Annotated in this window: 1 protein-coding gene and 1 pseudogene; one reads left to right on the forward strand and one right to left on the reverse strand. The window is 48.7% G+C overall.

Annotated elements, in window-relative coordinates; translation table 11 throughout:
• Positions 1 to 611, forward strand: a pseudogene (locus tag ACOBQJ_RS16950) (hypothetical protein); the annotation flags it as partial.
• Between the two features lie 107 nt (positions 612 to 718).
• Here the strand turns inward: ACOBQJ_RS16950 and ACOBQJ_RS16955 are convergent.
• On the reverse strand, positions 719 to 1267 hold a 549-nt coding region (locus tag ACOBQJ_RS16955), incomplete at its 5' end, for a M20/M25/M40 family metallo-hydrolase (protein WP_421072966.1).

Genomic DNA, 1267 nt, shown 5'->3' on the forward strand with positions numbered 1-1267 from the left:
AAGACTTGCCGTATTTGATCGAGGCGGTCCCCTCCGCCGAATTCAAAACCCGCGAGCCGGAGCTTTTGAAACTATCCTGGTCCCTCATGCCTCGCTTGGATTTTAAAAAGATAGATCTTCTCGTCGTCGGGGAATTAGGCAAAAATATTTCCGGCGCCGGCCTCGATCCAAACGTGACGGGGCGGTTTTGGATGACCCACATGGAAGACGGCCCTTTGCTGTGCGAAAGGATCGTCCTGCTCGACCTGACTATGGAATCCCACGGGAACGCCATGGGAGTGGGAATGGCGGATGCGATAACCAGAAAGCTGCTGGACAAAATTGATTTCCACGCTACCTACACGAACGCGATAACAGCGGGCAGGATCGAAAAGGCACGCATCCCCATGGTGATGAAAGACGATCGCGACGCCATAAAAATAGCGTTGCAGGCGATAGGGCTGGCACCGGGACAAAAACCCCGGGTAGTCATCATAAAAAATACCCTGGAGCTGGAGCACATCTACGTATCCGAAGGATTGGCCGAAGAAGCTCGCATGCACAACAGCTTGGAAATAATGGGCGATCCGCAAGACATGGTTTTCGACGAGGCGGGGAACCTGATTTTATAAATCCTTTTCGACTCCAGTCGATTTTCAGCCCGGCTTTCAAAACGTTCGCCCGTTTTGGGCGTTATGAAGTGATAATTCTTGCTGGAAAACACCCAATCGCAATGCCCCTAGGTCGATTCTACCAGCAGATCGCAAATAACACCTACGTATATTTTTGCCGCATTTATTACATCGACTATATCCACATCCTCATTGTATGAATGGATACCTTCCGTATTAGAAGGGCCATATTGCAGGGTAGGTATTCCTTTTAAGCGATAGTATCTGGCGTCGCTGGATGCCCACTGATATGCGGGAATAACCCGCTTATTCCACACTGACTCCGCATTTTTCACTAGGGTTTTGACGATAGGTTCTGATACTTCCGTGAAATTCGCTTCGCTGGTTTCGTATTTATAACCCACCTTGTCGAGGTTTAATTCATGCAGTAATCCTTCGAAATTGGAAATAAGTTCTTCAGAACTCAGACCAATGGGGATTCTGATATCGATGTCCGTTTCGCAAAGATCGGGAACCATATTAACTTTCGTTCCACCCTTTATAATGCCCGGATTGACAGTCACTGAATCGATCACATTCCCCACCCCCGGCCTAGCAAGCTTTGCTTCGGCCATATCTTTGGAATCGATGAGCACTTGGTGCTGGGTCGGTGAATA

It is taken from the genome of Pelotomaculum propionicicum, from assembly GCF_048984525.1.
GTDB lineage: Bacteria > Bacillota > Desulfotomaculia > Desulfotomaculales > Pelotomaculaceae > Syntrophopropionicum > Syntrophopropionicum propionicicum_A.